Origin of the sequence: Sphingobium cupriresistens LL01, from assembly GCF_001046645.1 — a bacterium.
Classification (GTDB): Bacteria; Pseudomonadota; Alphaproteobacteria; order Sphingomonadales; family Sphingomonadaceae; genus Sphingobium; species Sphingobium cupriresistens.
Genome location: NZ_KQ130434.1, coordinates 1,731,137 through 1,751,408 on the forward strand (window position 1 = coordinate 1,731,137; position 20,272 = coordinate 1,751,408).

Genomic DNA, 20,272 nt, shown 5'->3' on the forward strand with positions numbered 1-20,272 from the left:
GGGAGGGACGAATCGGTGCAGGATCGGTATCGAGAGAATGAAACTGTACTGTTCGGGCAGGAACATCGCCGCCGAGAACCGGAGTCATCAGGCGGTCGGTCGTTACGGTACGAAGATAAAATGGTTATGATATTGACTGCGGCAGGCGGCGTGGCGGCGCTGGATGCCCAGGCAGTCTTTTACCTCATGCCTTTTATCGCGACGGACTTTGCGCTGGGCAGCAGCCAGATCGGCATGATCGGTTCGGCGGTACTGGTCGGCTGGGCCATTGGCGGCCTTCTGATGGCGCGCGCATCCGATCGTCTGGGAAAGCGCAAACCTTTCCTGGTAGCCGCCTTTGCCTGTTTCGCCCTGCTTTCCGGTTTGAGTGCAGCGGCAATGGGCTTTGCGACCTTGCTGATCGCGCGGATTCTCATCGGCCTTGCGGAAGGTCCGGTCATTCCGATCAAGCAGGCCATCGTCATGGTCGAGTCCACCCCGTCGCGGCGCGGTTTCAACATGGGGATCGTGCAGAATTTCGGCGCACAATTGCTGGGCACGCTAGTGGGACCGATCATCCTGATCGCGGTCGCTCAAAACGCTGGGTGGCGCTGGGCGTTTCTGGTCGCCGGTATTCCCGGCCTCATCATCGCTTTGCTGATCCTGCGGTTCATTCGCGAGCCTGCCATCGCAGCGCAGGCCGCGCCTTCACCACCTTCAGAAAATGGTCAATCGCAACGAAACGGCGCACATGCCTGGCGTCATTTGCTGGGTAATCGCAACCTTGTTCTGTGCACGCTTATTGCGTTGGCGGCGGTCGCTTGGTTCTTCGTCATGCTTACCTTTTTGCCGCTCTACCTGATACGAAATCTGCAGTTTTCGTCGAGCCAGATGAGCCTTGTCATGAGCCTGATCGGCGTAGCTGGCGTCATATCCGCCGTCATCGTTCCCGCTATTTCGGACCGTCATGGTCGACGCACGGCGATCATGATCTTCAGCGCCATCGGCGCGATTGCCCCGCTGGGCGCGCTTTATGCGGGCGCAAATCCCTGGGTCATCGGCGCCACGCTGCTGATTGGTTGCCTGATGCTGGGCACATTTCCGTTGATAATGGCGACTGTGCCGCAAGAAAGCGTCCAGCCTGCCGACGCTGCGACGGCCACGGGACTTGTGATTGCAGTAGCGCAGCTGGGCGGAGGGGCCATCGGCCCCATCCTGGCAGGCTGGCTTGCCGACCGAATCGGTGACGATACGCCGCTTATGCTGGCGGCGGGGCTGGCACTGATCGCGACCGGCATCGCGCCTTTCGTCCGGGAAACCAAGCCTCCGCACCGGCATGATTGCGCGCCCACTCACCCGGAATAACAGCACCCATCGCTGCCTTCAACGCGCCCAAGGCGCCCCAGATTCACAAACTCAGAATATTCAGGAGCCAAAAATCATGCAATTTCATTATGACGGTTTCAAGGTGGGCGACCCTGACCTGATGCCCCTATCGCCTGCCGGCGCAGCGAAGGAAGGCGAGGGTCACGCCCTTCCGGCCCAGGTCGATGTTCTGATCGTCGGCTGCGGCCCCGCGGGCCTGACCCTGGCGGCGCAACTGGCGGCCTTCCCGGAAATCAACACCTGCATCGTCGATCAAAAGGACGGTCCCCTCGAATTGGGCCAGGCCGACGGCATCGCCTGTCGAACGGTAGAAATGTTCAACACATTCGGCTTTGCCGAACAGGTTTTGCGCGAAGCGCACTGGGTCAATGAAACGACATTCTGGCGACCGGCGACCGATCCATCGCAGGGTATCGTGCGTGGAGGCTGGGTGAAGGATACCGAGCCAGGCCTTTCGGAATTTCCCCACGTCATATTGAACCAGGCGCGCGTGCATGGCTTCTATCTTGAAAATATGCGGAAATCCGCCAATCGACTGGAGCCTTGCTATGGCTGGCGCCTTGCCGATCTTCATATCGACAAGGACGAAACTGCGTCCCATCCGGTGTCGGCAACCTTTGTGCGCACTAGCGGCGAAGATAGCGAGAAGCATATCGTAAAGGCCCGCTTCGCCGTCGGGTGCGATGGCGCACGAAGCGAAGTCAGGCGCTCCCTTGGCCTGTCGCTGGAGGGGGATTCGGCGAATCAGGCATGGGGTGTCATGGACGTGCTGGTCGAAACCAACTTTCCCGATTTGCGCAAGAAGGCACTGGTTCGTTCTCCGGGCGGCGGCAGCATTGTCCTCATACCCCGTGAGGGCGGCTATTTGTCGCGCTTCTACGTCGAACTTGACAAGCTGGAGGCGGACGAGCGTGCGGCACACCGCAATATCGGGCTAGACCAGATGATCGACGCAGCACGCCAGATATTGCATCCCTACTCTTTCGAAGTCAGGAACACGCCCTGGTGGTCGATCTACGAAATCGGCCAGCGTCTATGCGCCCGCTTCGACGATGTCGCAACGGAAGACGGTGAAGAGCGGATACCGCGCGTTTTCATCGCTGGCGATGCCTGCCATACACATAGCCCAAAGGCAGGACAGGGCATGAATGTATCCATGCAGGATGCCTTTAATCTTGGCTGGAAACTTGCCGCCGTATTGCGTGGCCAGTCGCCCGGCCACATCCTTACGACCTATTCGGCCGAACGCCGGGCGATCGCCAAGGAACTGATCGATTTCGACCGGGAATGGGCTGGGATGCTCAGTGCGCCGCTCAAAAATCCCGACGATCCACACGGGGATGGCGTTGCACCAGAGGACATACAGGATTATTTCGTCCGTCAGGGCTGTTACACTGCGGGCACGGCGACCCGCTACACACCCTCGCTCTTGACCGGCGCGCCCACGTACCAACCGCTTGCAACCGGATTTCCGATCGGTATGCGCTTTCATTCTGCGCCTGTCATTCGTCTGGCGGATGCCAAGCCGATGCATCTTGGGCACACCATCCTGGCGGACGGCCGATGGCGGATATTTCTCTTTGCCGATCGTGCAGCTCCGACGGATCGCAATTCGGCCTTATGGCAACTTTGCAATTTCCTCGAAACCGATCCCGCCTCGCCGATTCGCCGCTGCACGCCGACGCAGGCGGACAAGGACAATGTTATCGATGTCCGGGCGGTTTTCCAGCAACCGCATCACGATCTCGCCCTGGAATCCATCCACGCCTTCTTGTTGCCTGAAAAAGGGAAATTCGCTCTCAGGGATCGGGAAAAGATCTTCTGCCCCGACATTGAATCAGGCGAAGATATTTACGCCATGCGCGGGATTGATCGGGATAGCGGTTGCATGGTGATCGTCAGGCCGGACCAATATGTCGCCAATGTGCTGCCGTTGACAGCGCGCGGCGAACTAACAGAATTTTTCAACGCCTTTCTGTCGGCGCGTTGAAATCATGGTCGAATTTGTCCACCATAAAGCTGAACTTAACGGTCTCAGCTATCATTTCGTTACCGCTGGCCAAGGGCCGGCGATATTGCTGCTGCACGGATTTCCCGACCTTTGGATCGGTTGGCGCCCGGTGATGGAGCATTTGGTGGCCGCAGGCTATAGCGTCATAGCACCCGATCTGCGCGGTTTTGGCGACAGCCAGGCCGCCCCAGGCCCAGACCAAGCGAGCGGGTTCGACCTTTTGGGCGATCTGATCGCGTTGCTCGATCATCTTGGCCATGGGCGGGTGGCGGTGGTCGGGCATGACTGGGGTGCTGAAGTCGGCTGGACGATCGTGCGGCTGCGCCCGGATCGGTTTGGCGCTATCGTTTCGCTGTCCATCCCCTTTACGCCGCGCGGTGACGCAAGCCTGCCTCAGTTACTCGCGGCCAATGCGCCGCCCGACTTTTATATGCTCTACTTTCTGCAGGAGGGCGTCGCCGAGCGGGAGCTGGATAGCGATCCGAAAGCCTTTCTACGCAGGCTGTTCTATACCAATTGGGGCGGACGGCCCGGCACGGATGTTCCCATCATGCGGCTGGGGGCGAACGGACGCCTGATCGACGGCTTGGAAGAACCCCCGACATCGGCCAATCTGCTGACCGAGCAGGAACTGGATATCTATGCGTCATCCTTTGCCAGGACGGGCTTTCGTGGCGCGCTCAATACCTATCGCAGCCTACATCGCAACTGGGAACTGCTCGCCGGATGGGCGGACATCGCGGTTGATGTTCCAGCGCTCTATATCAGCGGTGATCGCGACATAGTCCTCCATTTCCCCGGAATGAAATCGATGGTCGAACAAATGACCTCGATGCTCCCTCAAGCTGCGCCGCCGGTCATATTGGAAGGCGTAGGGCATTTCGTCCAAATGGAGCGCCCTGGACAAGTCGCCGACTTGATCGCTTCGTTTCTTGGACGCAATCATCCATGCGCAGGAACCAGCGATTGACGCGGCATGGAGCCACCGAAATATATGCCGGAGTTGGACAGCCGAGGGCTGTCTCTATGTCGCCGCCGTCATCGACCTGTTCTCCCGCCGGGTGGTGGGCTGGACGATGAGCGTCACCATGACGGCCCAGTTGGTGACGGATGTCCTGATCATGGCGATCTGGCGCCGTGGTAAGCCGATACCCTGCTGCACCACTCGGACCAAGGTAGCCAATATACCAGCGAGCAGTTCCAGCGCTTGATGAAGGACAATGCCGCGATGGAAAGCTTCTTCTCCTCTCTCAAAACCGGGCGGATCAGGAGGAAGGTCTACCGGCCGCGAGATCGGGCCAGAGCCGATATGTTCGATTATATCGAGAGATTTTACAATCCGACACGCCGACACTCGACCTTGGGGTATGTCAGCCCCATCGACTTCGAAACACAAGCTGGTGTAGCTTGAATGAGCCTGTCTTGGTCTCCGCCAAACCGGCAGCAGGCCAGTATCCCGCCGGCGAGCCGATCAGGAACAAGCCTTGCGAATCAAACAATTTATAATCCAGTGATGCGGGCTTGGCGTTTGCAATCTGATTATGTGTGAGTGCCATCGGAAAAATACCCCAAAATCGGAGTTCCGACACCCCCAAATCTACCCCCCATTCGTGAACAGTTTCAAACTGCTATGGACCATTCTGAACGCTCATGGCCGTATAATTTTTTTCACAAGGGATTATTGATAGCATGGAACAGTCCGAATGGTAGTTTTGGTGGGCCCGGCAGCTCCTAAAAAGTGGTGCTAAACACCTGATTTTAATAGGAATCTCAGCCTGCTCGTTATTTTTACCCCAAAATCTACCCCACTTATCGTTGAGCTGCGATTTCGGGAAATTTTCTCCTTTAGATTCAACAAATTAAATCAAAATCCTCACCACCCTCCCCTTCCTGCCGACTGGCTTCAGCTAGGTTGTGAATTCGGTGGGCCAGATCCAGCAATGTTCGATTTTTGTTCATGCTGTGCCCGAGAGCATTACGCAGATCGAATCGCAAAGCAAGCCGCGTCCGCTCAAGGCTTCCCGCGTCCCACAACCTCGATTGTTCGACTGCCGAATACTGATGTTATCGACGCCCCCATGCCCGGCTCCGATTGATTAAGGAGGGCGCAATACGTCCCTGGACGTCGACCTGAGACCCTCCAGAGATTCGGCGACAGCGCAGATAGCCCCCTCCATTTCTGACGGACAGTAAAAGTGGAGAACTAAACGGCCCTCGTGCCGGGCCAAAGAATTGTCCCCGAGCCAGGTAACGAGCCCGCTTGCCGAAAGACCCAAGGGCAGAATGTAGTGCAGCCACACTCACTTAGCGGTCACATTCGCCGAACACGATATCGAGGGAGCCCAGGACGGCCGTCGCATCCGCAAGCATGTGGCCTCGCAGAAGCGAATCGATGCATTGCAGGAGAGAGAATGCTGTTGGGCGGATTTTGCACCGATACGGCTTGTTTGGTCCATCGCTCACGAGGAGGACACCAAACTCAACTTTCGGGCTTTCCGTAGCGACAAGCTAATCCGCTAATCTACTGCGTCGAAATGCTCACTAGGTTAGTTCGCCAGCGACGTCGCGCATGCGCTGCAACAGCAGATGGCATTCGACCCGAAAAAGGGGGCTGCGACGCCGAGGCAATACCGACGCCAGCTCTCTCGCACCCGTCAAAGGCTTATACTGAAACGCCACCAAAACTCGAAGTCGATTGATCTGAAGTCAACCGAAACAATATTTTCGCAGTTGCGAAGTGAAGGTGACGACGGCATTGAACCTTCGTGCCTTTCAGGCAACCTCTCCTAAACTTTAACAGGCCGGCCTCCTTTGAGCCGGCCTTTTTTTTCGTTACCTTACCTGCGTTGCCGCCGAGGTAGCGAAGGGCGCGACCTCCTGCCGCCTAAACGCCTAGGCGATCCCATCGCCCATAGCGCGCTCACTTGATGACGATCAGTTTTGCGATCGATCTAAGGCCGCTGAAAGCAACTGGTCGGCGGGGCCCGTCATTGGCGAGCGACCGGATTGGGAATAGGATCGACCGGCTGATAATGGTCGGGCCAGTCAGAAGAAATGCCATGGCTGCCTGTGCTAGAAAGATATGGCAACATGGTGCCATCCCATTCTGCAAAGGCTTGCTTCAGAGAGGCAAAGCGTCCGGGTTCAATATCCTTGAGGTTCGCCCTCTCTCGCTCATCTTGCGTAAGATTGAAAAGGAATTCCCGGTCACGAATTTTAAGATACTTCCACTCGCCTTGGCGCACTGCCGCTTGCTCCGCCGCCTTGTAGCGCCAGTAGAGTGTGCGATCTCGATTAGCATCTATACCAACCAAGACCCCAAGGAGATCCTGTCCGTCGAACGGCGGAAGATTGTGCATGTCCGCGCCGGCTGCCGAGAGAAGCGTTGGAACAAAGTCCATCGAGATCATCACCTGCTGCGAGGTGGTTCCCGCTTTGATCCTCGCCGGCCATTTGACGATCAACGGCACGCGCAGTCCGCCCTCCAGCAATTCCGTCTTTGCCCCCGTAAATGGCCATGTTTCGGAAAAGCGCTCGCCGCCGTTGTCGCTGGTGAAGACGACGATGGTATCATCCGCTATCCCCAGACGCTCGATCTGCTCGATTATCCGCCCGACGTTTGCGTCCATGCACTCAACCATCGCCGCGTAGGTCTTCAGGCTGCCGCCGTCCCAATGCATTGGACTGGAGAGCGATTTGGCGACCGCCGCATCCTCAGGGCCCTCCCACGGCCAATGTGGCGCGGTAAAATGGAGGCTCATGAAAAACGGCCGACCATCTGAAGCCATCTTCTTGATGTCGGCCACAGCTCTCTCACCCAGAAGATCAGTCATATATCCGGCGCGCTCGACCGGCCTTTCTCCTTCATAGAGATTTCCGGTGGGGCCGAGCCGATGTGTGAAATAGTCACTGCCTCCGTCCGGAACACCGAAAAAGCTATCATAGCCTCGGTCCAAGGGAGAAAAATCCGGCATCGCGCCCAGATGCCACTTCCCGATGAGCGCGGTCTGATAGCCTAGCTGCCGCAACAGGCCAGGAAGGGTCGGCACATCTAGCGGGAGCCCAATGTGACCGAAGGCAATCGGTTCCTCGAGCCCGCAGGGTAGCCTGTATTGATAGCGGCCTGTGATCAAGGCCGTGCGCGTGGCCGAACAGACAGCGGAATTGGCATACCCCTGGAGCATTCTTATGCCATTGGCCGCCAACCGATCCAGATTGGGCGTCCTGATATGATGGGAGCCATAGCAACCCAGATCGGCATACCCCATGTCATCGGCCATGATGAAAAGGATGTTCGGTCGATTGGCCGTTTGCTTGCGTGCGATTGCCTTATGACCATGAAAGAGGCCGAGCGACGCGGCTCCAGCCAGAAGCTTGCGGCGCGTGATTTCGGAAGTGGTTCGCATAATTTCTCTAGGCGGCGTGGACAAATTGGCGGGCGTGAGCTTATCGCGGCTGACGGGCGATCTCGACTGCGGCCTCGATCAGGTTTGCGGCAACTTCCTTGCCGAAGGTGTTGACGGTGATGTGACCGTCATCCGGTATGCTGATGTCGAAGAGTGTAGTTCCGTCGCTTGAGAGCACCTCCAGACGTATGCCGTCGAAGTTTACGTCGGTTGCCCACTGGTATTCCGCAGTGCGATCTTCGAGTTTCAGCGTTCCCATATAAATAGCTTATCGCCTACCGGTCCGGTTTGCTATCGATCCCGCGCTGTAGGTGTCGGCCATCAGCGAAGACGATTGACGTAGCGCAGGCGGATTGATTCAAGGCTGCTTTTTGGAGGCAGGCTTGAGCAGGGGCGATCTCACTGAATCAGAATGGCGCGTTCTGAAGGCCTTGTTGCCCATCGAGCCTGAAAACCGTGGTCGAGGCAGGCCGCCCGAACAGAACCGCTCCATCATCAATGGCATCCTCTGGCGACTTCGTTGCGGCGCTCCGTGGCGTGACGTGCCGCCTAAATATGGCAGTTGGAACACCATCTATCGACGATTCCGGCGGTGGAGCGAGGCCGGGGTCTGGGAGGCGGTCGCCGTGACGCTGGCCGAGATCATGGCGGACAGCGGCCACTACAGCATCGACAGCACCACCGTTCGCGCCCACGTCTCGGCAGCGGGCGGAAAAGGGGGACTCATCGACGCGCTCTTGGCCGCTCGCGGGGCGGGTTCACAAGTAAGCTTCACTGCTTGGCTGATGCCCTCGGACGACCACTCGCCTTCATCCTGACGGGCGGTGAAGTGGCGGATTGCAAGGCATATGATGCCTTGATCGGCCTGCCAGAACGCGCACCTGATGCACTGTTGGCCGACAAGGGCTACGATGCCGACGCAATCCGTGCCGACCTCGCCAAACGGCAGATAGAGCCCGTAATTCCGGGCCGCTCAAACCGCAGGGTGAAGATCGAGCATGACCGAACGCTCTACAAGCAGCGCAACCGCATCGAGCGTATGTTCGGGCACCTCAAAATCAACCGTGCCATCGCAACCCGCTACGACCAACTGGCCAATAGCTTCCTCGGCATGGTCCATCTCGCCAACGCCAGATACTGGCTCAAATTTGTCCACGCCGCCTAATATCCTGTCATATGGCCGCTCAAATTTTCTGAGGCCAATTCGGATCGCTTCAGAATGGCGCAATTTGCCTGCGGATAAGCCTTTATCGGCGAAACGAGATTTGGAGCGACACCGACCGTCCCCGATCCGGGACCGCAAACACGGTCCCAAAGGACGTGCCGACATTATTGCGGAAGCTGGCGGTCCGCTCATTCGTCAAGTTGCGCCCGATAAGCGACACCTCCCAAACCCGGGTGGTGGGGCCAAAGGAGATGACGGCATCCAACTTGGCAAAGCCAGGCTGCCGGATGATCGCATCTATGGTTGCGGACTGATAATATCCCTTGGAAACATAAAGACTGGGATCAATGCGCAGTTGATACTCGCTGACAGGAAGCGCCAGTGACGCTCCTACCGTTCCGCTCAGTGTTGGCGCCCAGGGGCGCCGCTTGCCTGAAAGATCTTGAACGCAACGTGCCTGCCCTACCATAAGCGTCTGCAGGGACGTGCAGGGAGCATTCGCAAAGCTGGTATATTTGGCGTCCAGCCAGCTCATCTCGCTGTTGAAAGAAAGCGCGGAGGAAATACGAAAGGAACCAGCCAGTTCGATGCCCTGCGAGCGCGCGCCTCCCACGTTTCGAATGACGGACAGTATCGTACCTGCTGGAGTAAAGATGTTCGAGGCCTCCTGCAGTCCCTTATATTCGCTTCTGAACGCCGCGATCGACAGGAAAAGCTTGCGACCAAGAAGACTTAACTTTGCACCAGCCTCATAGGCATCGACATCTTCCGGGCCGAATTCATCGGGAAGTGACGACCCACCAAAGCCGCCGGCCTTGAAGCCTTTGGTATAGGAAGCGTAGGTCATGAAGTCTTCGTCGAACTTGTAGCGAAGGTTGATCGAAGGCATGAACTTACGATCGGTCCTTACAGGATTGGAATAGTTGGCAGCACTGCCGCCCAGGATCGCACGAAGAGTATCTTGCGTCGTATCCGGCAGGCTCACGAAATTCGTGAGTTCGGAATTGTCTGTGCCCAGAAGACTGAGACGAGACGCACGCTTGCGGACAACGGAATAGCGAAGTCCAAGGCTGAGCTGCAGTCGTTCTGTGGGATTTAGTGCGAGCGAACCGAACCCAGAGAATGTTCGATCTTTTTGATCAAGAAAAATCTGACCCGCCACCGGCGTCGCCGCTGTCGTAACCGGTGCAGCAAAGACACCGAATGGCGCGAAAAAGAAGCCCGATTCAAGGTCGGCCGATAATTTGCTACGGCTGTAATAGGCTCCCAACATATATTCGATGAACCCGCCTGTGGGAGATTCAAGGCGAATTTCCTGCGCAAGACTGTCAATCGGCGTGCAAACGGGACCCCCTATCGGCGCGCAAAAGGGACCCCCTTTCACGATGGCGCAAGGTTGATCGGACACGCGCCTTTGCGCTGCGCGCGGCGTAGGGAGGGCGGAGCCCGACCGGAGGCGCGCGCAGCGCAAAGCATCTTTTAATCGGAGGTCGGTGGGGGCGATCAGCTGCGGTTTTTGAAGCGCCAGCTGTCATTGCCGGTCTCGACGATGTCGCAATGGTGGGTGACGCGATCAAGGAGCGCGGTGGTCATCTTGGGATCGCCGAACACGGTGGGCCATTCGCCGAACGCGAGGTTGGTGGTGATGATGACGCTGGTCTGCTCGTAGAGCTTGCTGATCAGGTGGAACAGCAACTGGCCGCCCGAGCGGGCGAACGGCAGATATCCCAGTTCGTCGAGCACGATCAGGTCGAGGCGGGATAGCTGGGCGGCGAGAGCGCCGCTCTTGCCGATCCTGGCCTCCTCTTCGAGGCGGGTCACCAGATCGACGGTGTTGAAGTAGCGGCCTCGCGCACCCGAGCGAACGACATTGGCGGCGATGGCGATGGCCAGGTGGGTTTTGCCGGTGCCCGTGCCGCCGACCAGGACGATGTTGCGCCGAGCGGGCAGGAACGCGCCACTGTGCAGCGAACGCACCAGCCCCTCGTTGATCGGCGTGCCCTCGAACCGGAACGCATCGATATCCTTCACGACCGGCAGCCGGGCGGCCGCCATCCGGTATCGGATCGAGGCAGCATGGCGATGTGTTGCTTCCGCGCGCAGAAGGTCGGTCAGTATCTCCATCGTGGTGCGCTGGCGCTGAAGGCCGGTGGTGACCGCATCGTCGAACGCGCCCGCCATGCCCTTGAGCCCAAGCCCGCGCATCGCCTCGATCATGTCATGCCGCTGCATCGAAGGTCCTCAGCTGGTCGTAACGGGCGCAGTCGGCGATCGGCGGATGGCGCAAGGCGCTGTCTTCGGAGGTGATGATGGTGAGCGGTCGCGGCGGTTCGCGGCGCCGCGCCAGGATGTTGAGGATCAGGTCGTCGCTCGCCGTGCCGGTCGCCAATGCCTCGCGGACGGCCGCTTCGACCGGCTCCAGACCATCGGTCAGCACGGCCGACAGCACACGGACGAACCGGCGGTCGGCATCGTCGCCATTGCCAAGCTTGCGGCGCAGGCGCGCCAGCGCCGGCGGCAGATCCCAGTCCTGGAAGGGCGCGCCGTTCCGCAGCGCTCCGGGCTTGCGGGCCAGTACCGGCAGATAATGCCAGGGGTCATAGATCGTGCGGTTGCGCCCGAAGTAGCGGGGATGCTCGGCGACAACCTCCTCGCCGCAGCGCACGACAATGCGGTCGGCATAGGCCCGGACCTGCACCGTCCGCCGCGCCACCGTCGAGAGAACCGAGTAGCGGTTGCGATCGAAGCTGATCAGGCAGGTGCCCGTCACCGCATGCTCGCTCTCGTTAAAGCCGTCGAACGGTCCCAGCATCGGCTGCAGTGCCGATCGCTCGATCTCCAGCGCCTGCGCCACGGTCAGCTCGCCCTGTTCCGGGTGTGCCTGTCGTTCCGCCCAGCGCTGGCACTCGGCCTCCAGCCAGCCATTGAGCTCGTCGAGGCTGGCGAACCGCAACCGGGGTTGGAAGAAGCGGCCCCGGATCGTCTGCACCTGGTTCTCGACCTGGCCCTTCTCCCATCCCGCCGCCGGCGAGCAGGCGGTGGGCTCGACCATATAATGGTCGGTCATGATCAGGAACCGCCGGTTGAAGACCCGCTCCTTCCCCGTGAACACGCTCGTCACCGCCGTCTTCATATTATCGTAGATGCCGCGGCCCGGCACGCCGCCGAAGAAAGCAAAGCCGCGCGCATGCGCGTCGAACAGCATCTCCTGACTCTCGCGCGGATAGGCCCGGACATAGACCGCCCGCGATGCACACAGCCGCATATGCGCAACCTTCACGCGCATCGGCTTGCCGGCGATCTCCACATCCTCATGGCTCCAGTCGAACTGGTAGGCCTCGCCCGGCTTGAACATCAGCGGGATGAAGGCGGTGACACCATCGCCGGCATCCTTGCGCCGGTCGGCCTTCCAGCGCGCCGCGTAGCGCCGAACGGCATCGTAGGAACCCTCAAAACCTTCGCGCTCCAGCAGATCATGTATCCGCGTCATCCGCAGTCGCTCGCGCCTGCCGCGCACCTCGTTCTCTTCCAGCAGTGTGTTCAGGCGATCCTGAAACGGCCCGATCCTAGGCAGTGGCTGAACCTTGCGCTGATAGTCGAATGCGCCTTCCGGCGCCCGGATCGCCTTGCGGATCACCTTCCGCGACACATGCAAATCCCGCGCGATCGCCTTGATCGCCTTGCCGCCGGCATACTCGCGCCGAATCCGAACCACTGTCTCCAAAATCAACATCCCGATCTCGCCGCCTGAAAATCCAGCCGGCTGCTTAAACCATCGAAATGAGGGGTCCCTTTTAGACGCCGATCACCCCGCTAACGGGGTCCTTTTTGCACGCCGATCCACACCCCCATGGTATGGTCGCGAAGGCAGCCTGAGTTCAGGGGGCGGTTGTCAACCAGCCTCCCCCTATTCCACTAACCAGTGCGATCGGCGGGGGATGAATATCCCTCGGAAAATGCCAGAGCCGGATCCTTTCCGATCAACAGACTTCCGAGCAGACGATGGAGCCATGTGACCATCGGGTCGTCGCTCAGACGACGGTGCCAGAATTGTCGCAACTGGATCAACGGACTCTCGATGGGAGTGGGAAAGACCTTGATCCCGGCATTCTGATACCAGACCCCCAGGGACATCGGCACTGTTGCGATCATCTCGCTACTCGCGACCAATTGCGGCACGCTCATAAAATGTGGAAGATGGAGCCGGACCCGGCGGCTCAGGCCCAACTCATGAAGACGCCTTTCGAACAGCTCTTGGCTGCGGCCCTGCTCATTGATCACGATATGATCGGCGGCGAGAAACTGCTCAAGCGACAAACCCTCGTTTATCACTGGATGATGCGCGCTGACGAGACATGCAAATGAGTGATCGAACAGCGCCTGGGTCATGATATTAGGCCCAGTGAGATCCGGAAAATAGCCGATGGCTACATCCACCTCATTCTGCTCCAGCGCCTTTTCGAGCAGATCATGAGGAACAGGGACGACCTGGACATTCATGGATGGCGCAGCTTCCCGGAGCGCATCCAGCAACGGCGGGATGAAGATCATCACCCCAACGTCAGAGGTCGTAATGCGGATCACCCTGTCGCTGGTATTAGGCTCGAACCGCGTTTTGCGAACGACGTCTCTACGTAGGATGTCGAGGCTCTGTCGGACAGGGTCGGCAATGGTCTCCGCAAAGGGAGTTGGCTTCATGCCCCTGCCGGTCCGGACGAAGAGCTGGTCGCCAAAAAACTCCCTGAGCTTCTGAAGGTTTGCGCTCGCCGTTGGCTGGCTGATCCGCAAACGTCGGGCAGAAGCCGACAGATTCATATCTTCCTGAAGCGCGTCGAGCAGCAGAAGCAGGTTCAAATCCAAGCGTCCGATATCATCCATGCAAATAATATCTATCAGAAATGCCGCCATACTCAATATCGATGAGATTGCTAGGACACCGGAACATTGCGAAGGCGTGCAGAGCTGAGGAGGATGAGGATGTCGCTGCCTGACCGGCAATCATTCAGTCATCTTTCCGTGCGGCTGACGCTCTTCGGAGGATCAGCAACGTGACGCCTTTGGGCTGTCGAGCAGACGGAAATGATATGACATCCAACCTGGCCACCCCCCGCTATGTCCTTACGCTCGCCTGTCGCGATGTTCCTGGCATCGTAGCCAGTGTCGCGACCAGCATGTTCGAAGGGGGAGCGAACATCCTTGAGGCGCGGCAATTTGATGATCTTGAAAGCGGTCGCTTCTTCATGCGCGTGGAGTTCACCGCTGAAGCAAATGCGGGCACGCGCCTGTCCTATCATTTCACACCCGTCGCGGAGCGTTTCGACATGGAATGGTCGATCCGCGACCTGTCTCGCAAGAAGCGCGTGCTCCTCATGGTTTCGAAATTCGACCACTGCCTTGGCGATCTTCTCTATCGTTATCGCCTTGGCGAGCTGCCTATGGACATCGTTGGGATCGTTTCCAACCACCCTCGCGAAGTTCTGTCCGTCAGCAATGTAGGTGATATACCCTACCATCACTTGCCGATCACCAAGGACACCAAGGCCCAGCAGGAGGCGCAGATCAAGGCGATCGTCAACCAGACAGGAGCCGACCTGATCGTGCTCGCACGATATATGCAGATCCTATCAGACGATCTGGCTAGCTTCCTTTCGGGCCGCTGCATCAACATCCATCACAGCTTCCTTCCTGGCTTCAAGGGGGCCAAGCCGTACCACCAGGCACATGAGCGCGGCGTCAAGCTCATCGGTGCGACCGCCCATTTCGTAACGGGCGACCTCGATGAAGGCCCCATTATCGAGCAGGATGTCGAACGGGTCAGCCACGATGACTCTGCTGAGGATCTGGTTCGCAAGGGGCGCGACATCGAGCGCCGGGTCCTGTCACGTGCAGTCCTGCTGTTCCTTGAGGATCGCGCAATCATCAACGGCCACCGCACCGTCGTGTTTGCCGGCTAAACCCATTTCCACGGAGAGCGATTATGAATCCCACTGATATGCGCCAGACACCCGAGGGCTATTTCACCACCCGCTGGGGCCTTGCCGAATATACGGACTGGATCGACGAGAGCATGTCCTGGAAGGACAACTGCTACATTGGCGACTGGTCGTTCCTCTGGCAGCGTCGCTACAAGGGACCGGACGTGCTCAGGCTCTTCTCGGATTTCTCGGTGAACAGCTTCGCAAAGTTCGACATCGACCAGTCCAAGCACGTCACCCACACCACGCGCCAAGGCAAGGTCATCGCCGAGGGTATCCTGACGCGCATTTCCGAAGATGAGGTTCGTTTGTTTGGCCGGGGAACCTTCTGGATCGACTATCAGCTCAAGCGGGGATCCTATCAGGTCGAGTCCATCGCTGAAGAAGGCTATAATTTCCAGGTCGCCGGCCCGAAGGCTGCCGCTGTCATGGAAAAGCTGGTCGGCGATTCCATCCGTGACATCAAGTTCATGCGCAATGGCGATTGCGTCATCGCCGGACGCCCGGTGATCGCTCTGCGCCAGGGCATGTCGGGCGAACCTGGCTGGGAGCTTCAGGGGCCGGCCGAAGATGCCAAGGTCGTCTATGACGCCGTGGTAGAGGCCGGGGCTGAATTCGGGATCAGAAAGCTTGGTGGACGTGCGGCGTTTATCAACCATCTCGAAGCGTGCTTCCCGACGATCGTCACGGACTATCTCCCGGCGATTTTCGATGAGGAGCTGAAAGACTATCTGGAGGAATTCAAAGCAGGTCTTCCCGCATTCGCCTCGACGTTCAACATCGCCGGTAGCTTCGAATCCGATAATGTTGCCGACTGGTATCGTAGTCCGGTCGAACTGGGATGGGGCAAGAACATCAAGTTCGACCATGATTTCCTGGGCCGCGACGCACTGGAAGCCGAAGTGGCACAGCCGCGCCGGATCATCCGTACCCTCGTCTGGAATGCTGACGATGTAGTCGATATCTATGCCTCGCTTTTCCGGTCAGGAGAGCCGTACCATTTCATGGAAATGCCCCGTGATCAGCGTGGTTTCATGTATGCTGACAGCGTCAGGATCGGCGACGAGAGCGTGGGCGTGTCGACATCTCGTGGATATAGCTACTATTTCCGCGAAATGCTCTCGCTGTGCGTAATCGATGTGGAGCATGCCGAGATAGGCACCGAAGTGACCGTGATCTGGGGTGAGCCCGGGCATACCCAGAAGACTGTCAGAGCGACCGTCGCTGCGGCACCTTACAAGACCGACAATCGTCGAGTCGATATGCACAAGGTCTGATGGTTTAAGGGTGTTACGGATATGACTGCCAAAATAATCGACGGCCGTGCGGTGGCTGACATAATCCGGACTGAGTGTTCCGTTCGAGTCCAGAGGCTTGAGGAGAAGGCTGGTATCAGACCCGGTCTTGCGGTGATCCTCGTAGGAGGAGATCCGGCATCGGCAGTCTATGTCCGCAACAAAATTCGGGCATGCGAGGCGGTAGGTATCCATTCCTTCACGCACCGCCTCGCAGAAACAGTGGAGAATGACGAGTTATTGGGTCTCATATTAAGGCTAAACGCCGATCCATCGGTACATGGCATCCTTGTTCAGCTCCCTCTACCTGCCCACATCGACATGGCCCGGGTGCTGGAAACCATCGCTCCATCGAAAGACGTCGATGGATTTCACCTGTACAATGTGGGAGCGCTGGTCACGGGAAACACAGTATTCTCGCCCTGCACGCCTTATGGCGTTGTCAAGCTTCTCGAACATGAAGGCATCGTCGTCGAGGGTCAGAACGTCGTGGTGGTCGGAGCCAGCAACATTGTCGGCAAACCCATGGCATTGATGTTGATGGCCCGCGACGCAACCGTCGCTATTTGCCATGCCAAAACCCGCGATCTCGCACAGTTCACCATCGGAGCAGACATTCTTGTGGTTGCGGCGGGCGTCCCGGGTCTCATCACCGCCCCAATGGTCAAAAGGGGAGCGGTTGTCATCGATGTCGGGATCAACCGGTTGGGAAACGGCAAGATAGTAGGCGATGTCGACTTTGTCGGCGTATCCCGGCGCGCGTCGCACATCACGCCGGTACCGGGCGGCGTGGGTCCCATGACCGTCACTATGCTCCTCGTGAACACGATCGAGTCCGCCGAGCGCCTTCATGCCATGCAGCGCACCGCCGCGTGAGAAATCTTTTTAACGCGGCCGGGTGAAGCACAATCTCTTTCCTATGCCCGGATGGATGTGTGTTCGGGCGCAAGTCATTTCATGCGAGCCTCAAAGAGCAAGCCTGGATGGACGAGGATTCGCAATCAGCAATCCCACGAATTCGAGGCCGCTAGCCACCGCCCTCCCCTTCCAAACGCCCGATAAGGATCCGGGCCTGCGATCAGCGTCGGGGCCATTCGAGCCTTGAGTTCAGCGCAACGTTAAGACTGCGATGTCATTTGACAGATTGTCGCGTTTGTCCGATTTTCTCCATCAGATCTCAAAATCTTAATTGGAGAGAAAAGTGCGGTTGCGCATGATGACTAACAAATAGTATTTCCTCCATGATTTACGACATTAGATAGTTAAATGATTTATTCTTCGCAACAGGCGCAGGCAGCCTATCTTTTCCAATCAAAAAATTAGAATTTTTGAAAACACTTCACTTTCTTAGAATTTTATTATCGCCACTATAGAATGTTGCGGGCGAATGCAGGTCATCTCTCATGATGATTTAATGGCAAACAACCTGCTGCTGAATGGAGACATTCCAAAATGTTCATTCCGAATAAGCTCGTTCAAACGGCCCTGGTCGCGCGCGATCGATCCGTCGACTGGCTTTTGCAGCATATAGATTCCGACGGTAGACCAGTCGATTGCGAAACCCGAACCGGATGGAGCCGCCTGGGCTGGGGCCTCTCGATAGCAGGCCAACCTGCAGCAGCCAGCGCAGTCGTCAATTGGGCCGCAAAGCACCGGATCGCCGAGAATGGGGATTACCTGCCCGGCTTCATGCAAGGTCAAAGCTACATTTCCCAATATGCAAATTATTGGCTCGGCACGTTTGTTGTAAGCGCATGGATGGCGGGGAGCTATGACATCGCAATGCGTTCCATGGCTTATCTCGCGAGTCAGCAGGACCCGGTGCATGGCGGACTGCCGACACGCTTGGACAGTGGCAATCACCCCGCGGGTATCTGCGATGTTCTATCGACGGCACAAGTTGGCCTCTCCGCGCTCATCACAGGGCAACTGGATGTCGCCGACAAGGTTTACCTTTGGCTCAAAGGGCTTCTAGCAGTTCAACCGTCTGCACACAGCTTCTACATGTTCCGCCAAGGCGAGGACGTCTGGCGCACGCCCGATCCAGCCTTCTCCTGGGCCGCCATTGTGCCTTTCGATCAGCCGCGGCAGGCATTTTACGGCCCGGGAATGGCTGCGGTGTTTCTTGCGCGATATGCGCACATTCGCCACAGGCCCGAGGCAGTCGAACTCGCCCGAAGCTTTCTGCGCTACAATATGAACGGCACGCAGGAGCAATTTACCGACATCGAAAGCGTCCAAGCATGCAAATTTGGTTGGGCCGTGGGCGTCATGCATCAGGCCGACCCGCAAGGCGGATGGGGCAAATGGCTTGCTCCAATGACAAAATGGTTCATCGACCGCCAGGATCCGCAAGGTTGGTGGGGGCCTTCCCGTTTCGCGGACTCCAACCCTTCATATTCCGATCGCCTTGTCAAAACCTCGGAACATCTGATGGAAATCACGGCTTTGATTTCGGCGCTGAGCGCGGGTACGAGCGAACACGAGGCGTGATCATGGACGCCCGCGCCTTCCCATCACAGCTCAAGCGTGAAGCATGCCTGATCGGCGGACAATGGGTTACGAATGGAGCCTGGATAAATGTCGATGATCCGGCGACCGGACTGATTATCGGAAAAGTTCCGCTGATGGGTGAGCCCGAAGCACTGGCAGCGATCGATGCAGCACAGTCGGCACTCCCGCATTGGTCGGCATTAGCAGCCCATGAAAGAGCGTCATTGCTCCGCAAATTTGCTCAACTGATGCTCGATCAGGCTGACGCCCTCGCAAATTTGCTCAGCGAAGAACAGGGGAAGCCTCACAGCGAAGCCATCGGCGAAATTCACTATGCAGCTTCGTATCTCGACTGGTTTTCCGAGGAGGCAAAGCGCCTTTACGGCGAAATCGTGCCGGGACACCACAGGGACAAGCGGATCTTCGTACTACGGCAACCCATAGGCGTCATCGCGGCGATCACGCCCTGGAACTTCCCTGCAGCGATGGTGACGCGAAAGATAGGCCCCGCGCTTGCGGCCGGCTGCACCGTCGTCCTCAAGCCCGCCGAACAGACACCATTTTCCGCGCTCGCGATAGGTGCGCTGGCCCAGGAGGCAGGGCTTCCTGCGGGCGTTTTGAACATCGTCACCGGCGATCCGCTCAACATCGGTTCAGCGCTCACGGATAGCCCTGCAGTCCGCAAACTGAGCTTCACGGGGTCGACAACCACAGGTGCCAAGCTCATGGCCCAGTGCGCCCCCACCATAAAAAAACTCGGCCTGGAGCTCGGGGGCAATGCTCCCTTCATTGTGTTCGATGACGCAGACATTCCGGCAGCAGTTGAGGGCGCTATAGCGTCAAAGTTTCGAAACGCAGGTCAGACCTGCGTATGCACCAACCGCTTTTTCATCCAACGGGGCATCTATGATCGCTTCGCTGCACATTTCATCGAGGCAACGAAAGAGCTAGTTGTCGCCCCGGCGAGCGATCCCTCCAGCCAGATTGGTCCGCTTATTGATCAACGTGCGATTGCGAAGGTGAAAACGCATATTGCAGATGCTGTTTCCAAGGGCGCTCAGGTAGCTGCAGGAGGAACCAGTCATCCGCAAGGCAATAACTTCTTCTTTCCAACGGTCCTGACGCACGCGACTACCGAAATGAAGGTGATGCATGAGGAGACCTTTGGCCCTCTTGCAGCACTCGCCGCGTTCGATGCGGAGAAAGACATCATTGAGGCGGCGAACGCGTCCCCGTTCGGTCTGGCGGCCTATATCTATACCCGCGATATCTCCCGCGCATGGCGGGTCAGCGAAGCGCTCGAAACCGGAATGGTAGGTATCAATACCGGCCTTATCTCCACCGCTGTCGCTCCCTTCGGCGGGGTGAAGGCCTCAGGCCTTGGCCGCGAAGGCGGCCGGCTCGGAATCGAGGACTATCTCGAAACCAAATATGTCTGCCTTCAGTTCGACGAGCCAGCCTCGTCACTTCTATGAAAGTATCTGTCCCCCAGACGAAGCAAACAATTTTGTACAACCCTGACCGCCATTTATGCTAGATAGGCAATAATAATTGGCATCTCT

Annotated in this window: 15 protein-coding genes and 2 pseudogenes; 10 read left to right on the plus strand and 7 right to left on the minus strand. The window is 58.0% G+C overall.

Annotated elements, in window-relative coordinates; all coding sequences use genetic code 11:
- Positions 1-150 precede the first annotated feature (150 nt).
- The 4 genes and pseudogenes from V473_RS08400 to V473_RS22845 all read left to right on the plus strand — a co-directional run.
- Positions 151-1,344 (plus strand): MFS transporter, encoded by a 1,194-nt coding sequence (locus V473_RS08400; protein ID WP_169793921.1) that lies wholly within the window; start codon positions 151-153, stop codon positions 1,342-1,344.
- A 121-nt stretch (positions 1,345-1,465) separates the two neighbouring features.
- Positions 1,466-3,355 carry an FAD-dependent monooxygenase gene (locus tag V473_RS08405; protein WP_244884411.1) on the plus strand — a complete coding sequence of 630 codons (1,890 nt, stop codon included), beginning with the start codon at positions 1,466-1,468 and terminating at the stop codon, positions 3,353-3,355.
- Between the two features lie 133 nt (positions 3,356-3,488).
- The gene (locus V473_RS08410) at positions 3,489-4,346 is read left to right on the plus strand and encodes an alpha/beta fold hydrolase (protein WP_244884412.1); all 858 of its coding nucleotides are present in this window, start codon (positions 3,489-3,491) and stop codon (positions 4,344-4,346) included.
- Positions 4,347-4,380: 34 nt separating this feature from the next.
- A pseudogene (locus tag V473_RS22845) lies at positions 4,381-4,787 on the plus strand (DDE-type integrase/transposase/recombinase); the annotation flags it as partial.
- An 893-nt stretch (positions 4,788-5,680) separates the two neighbouring features.
- Here the strand turns inward: V473_RS22845 and V473_RS22850 are convergent.
- The 3 genes and pseudogenes from V473_RS22850 to V473_RS08420 all read right to left on the minus strand — a co-directional run.
- Positions 5,681-5,881 (minus strand): annotated as a pseudogene (locus tag V473_RS22850) (NADH-quinone oxidoreductase subunit D-related protein); the annotation flags it as partial.
- A 482-nt stretch (positions 5,882-6,363) separates the two neighbouring features.
- A complete protein-coding gene (locus tag V473_RS08415; RefSeq protein WP_066602571.1) occupies positions 6,364-7,782 on the minus strand; it encodes a sulfatase family protein in 1,419 nt (472 codons plus the stop codon).
- 40 nt (positions 7,783-7,822) lie between these two features.
- A complete protein-coding gene (locus tag V473_RS08420) occupies positions 7,823-8,041 on the minus strand; it encodes a hypothetical protein (RefSeq protein ID WP_066602573.1) in 219 nt (72 codons plus the stop codon).
- A 124-nt stretch (positions 8,042-8,165) separates the two neighbouring features.
- Between V473_RS08420 and V473_RS23490 the strand changes: the two genes are divergently transcribed.
- Positions 8,166-8,947 (plus strand): IS5 family transposase gene (locus V473_RS23490; RefSeq protein WP_201785488.1). Its coding sequence is split into 2 segments (ribosomal slippage): positions 8,166-8,490 and positions 8,490-8,947, totalling 783 coding nucleotides; the frame shifts between segments, so codons are not numbered across the junction.
- An 82-nt stretch (positions 8,948-9,029) separates the two neighbouring features.
- Here the strand turns inward: V473_RS23490 and V473_RS08435 are convergent.
- From V473_RS08435 to V473_RS08450, 4 genes are all read right to left on the minus strand, one after another.
- On the minus strand, positions 9,030-10,220 hold the full coding sequence (locus V473_RS08435) for a TonB-dependent receptor (protein WP_082679021.1): 1,191 nt from the start codon (positions 10,218-10,220) through the stop codon (positions 9,030-9,032).
- A gap of 230 nt (positions 10,221-10,450) precedes the next feature.
- On the minus strand, positions 10,451-11,179 hold the full coding sequence (istB, locus tag V473_RS08440) for an IS21-like element helper ATPase IstB (RefSeq protein WP_011950403.1): 729 nt from the start codon (positions 11,177-11,179) through the stop codon (positions 10,451-10,453).
- Positions 11,166-12,680, minus strand: coding sequence for an IS21 family transposase (istA, locus tag V473_RS08445; RefSeq protein ID WP_041378971.1), 1,515 nt, complete (start codon positions 12,678-12,680; stop codon positions 11,166-11,168). Before istA ends, istB begins: the two co-directional genes overlap by 14 nt.
- Before the next feature lie 182 nt (positions 12,681-12,862).
- Complete coding sequence (locus V473_RS08450; protein WP_082679115.1) at positions 12,863-13,825, minus strand: LysR family transcriptional regulator; 963 nt, start codon at positions 13,823-13,825, stop codon at positions 12,863-12,865.
- 206 nt (positions 13,826-14,031) lie between these two features.
- Between V473_RS08450 and purU the strand changes: the two genes are divergently transcribed.
- From purU to V473_RS08475, 5 genes are all read left to right on the plus strand, one after another.
- Positions 14,032-14,901 carry a formyltetrahydrofolate deformylase gene (purU, locus tag V473_RS08455; RefSeq protein ID WP_066602580.1) on the plus strand — a complete coding sequence of 290 codons (870 nt, stop codon included), beginning with the start codon at positions 14,032-14,034 and terminating at the stop codon, positions 14,899-14,901.
- 23 nt (positions 14,902-14,924) lie between these two features.
- The gene (locus V473_RS08460; protein ID WP_066602582.1) at positions 14,925-16,199 is read left to right on the plus strand and encodes an aminomethyltransferase family protein; all 1,275 of its coding nucleotides are present in this window, start codon (positions 14,925-14,927) and stop codon (positions 16,197-16,199) included.
- A 21-nt stretch (positions 16,200-16,220) separates the two neighbouring features.
- Positions 16,221-17,093: a bifunctional methylenetetrahydrofolate dehydrogenase/methenyltetrahydrofolate cyclohydrolase FolD gene (gene folD, locus V473_RS08465; RefSeq protein ID WP_066602585.1), complete on the plus strand. Its 873-nt coding sequence runs from the start codon at positions 16,221-16,223 to the stop codon at positions 17,091-17,093.
- Positions 17,094-17,669: 576 nt separating this feature from the next.
- Entirely contained in the window at positions 17,670-18,710 is a 1,041-nt protein-coding gene (locus tag V473_RS08470) for a hypothetical protein (protein ID WP_066602588.1), read from the plus strand.
- A complete protein-coding gene (locus V473_RS08475) occupies positions 18,710-20,185 on the plus strand; it encodes an NAD-dependent succinate-semialdehyde dehydrogenase (protein WP_408021509.1) in 1,476 nt (491 codons plus the stop codon). Before V473_RS08470 ends, V473_RS08475 begins: the two co-directional genes overlap by 1 nt.
- The last annotated feature ends 87 nt before the right edge of the window (positions 20,186-20,272 follow it).

Excerpts from the sequence above, each read along its gene's own strand:
- V473_RS08405 (WP_244884411.1), top strand. The coding sequence starts at position 1,466 with ATGCCCCTATCGCCTGCCGGCGCAGCGAAGGAAGGCGAGGGTCACGCC.
- V473_RS08410 (WP_244884412.1), top strand. The coding sequence starts at position 3,489 with ATGGAGCATTTGGTGGCCGCAGGCTATAGCGTCATAGCACCCGATCTG.
- V473_RS08415 (WP_066602571.1), bottom strand. The coding sequence starts at position 7,782 with ATGCGAACCACTTCCGAAATCACGCGCCGCAAGCTTCTGGCTGGAGCC.
- V473_RS08420 (WP_066602573.1), bottom strand. The coding sequence starts at position 8,041 with ATGGGAACGCTGAAACTCGAAGATCGCACTGCGGAATACCAGTGGGCA.
- V473_RS08435 (WP_082679021.1), bottom strand. The coding sequence starts at position 10,220 with ATGTTGGGAGCCTATTACAGCCGTAGCAAATTATCGGCCGACCTTGAA.
- istB (WP_011950403.1), bottom strand. The coding sequence starts at position 11,179 with ATGCAGCGGCATGACATGATCGAGGCGATGCGCGGGCTTGGGCTCAAG.
- istA (WP_041378971.1), bottom strand. The coding sequence starts at position 12,680 with ATGTTGATTTTGGAGACAGTGGTTCGGATTCGGCGCGAGTATGCCGGC.
- V473_RS08450 (WP_082679115.1), bottom strand. The coding sequence starts at position 13,825 with ATGGATGATATCGGACGCTTGGATTTGAACCTGCTTCTGCTGCTCGAC.
- purU (WP_066602580.1), top strand. The coding sequence starts at position 14,032 with ATGACATCCAACCTGGCCACCCCCCGCTATGTCCTTACGCTCGCCTGT.
- V473_RS08460 (WP_066602582.1), top strand. The coding sequence starts at position 14,925 with ATGAATCCCACTGATATGCGCCAGACACCCGAGGGCTATTTCACCACC.
- folD (WP_066602585.1), top strand. The coding sequence starts at position 16,221 with ATGACTGCCAAAATAATCGACGGCCGTGCGGTGGCTGACATAATCCGG.
- V473_RS08470 (WP_066602588.1), top strand. The coding sequence starts at position 17,670 with ATGTTCATTCCGAATAAGCTCGTTCAAACGGCCCTGGTCGCGCGCGAT.